This is a genomic window from Shigella sp. FC1967 (genome assembly GCF_001743005.1).
In the GTDB taxonomy this organism is placed as follows: domain Bacteria; phylum Pseudomonadota; class Gammaproteobacteria; order Enterobacterales; family Enterobacteriaceae; genus Proteus.
Genome location: NZ_MIIZ01000026.1, coordinates 1 through 317 on the forward strand (window position 1 = coordinate 1; position 317 = coordinate 317).

A 317-nucleotide genomic window follows, 5' to 3' on the forward strand; every position below is an offset into this window, starting at 1 on the left:
GACAACCTCTCCTGAAAGAAAATGTAAAATTACTGTCGATATTGAAGGCCATCACTATGGTGAATTTTCAGCAACAGATTATTTTGCCTGTTTAGATGCTATTCGTAATCAACTAACGGATGTTATTTTTCACTGCCATGGCGCAAGAATAGATACCTATCCATCAGGAATGTCTCGTGATATGGGAAGTGGTATGGCAGTTTATTGTATGAAAATGGGACAACCTCTCCTGAAAGAAAATGTAAAATTACTGTCGATATTGAAGGCCATCACTATGGTGAATTTTCAGCAACAGATTATTTTGCCTGTTTAGATGC

At 37.2% G+C, this 317-nt stretch carries 1 protein-coding gene; it reads left to right on the forward strand.

Features of this window, described 5'->3' with window-relative positions:
- On the forward strand, positions 1-313 hold a 313-nt coding region (locus BHE89_RS23540), incomplete at its 5' end, for a hypothetical protein (protein ID WP_216080956.1).
- Positions 314-317: the final 4 nt, after the last annotated feature.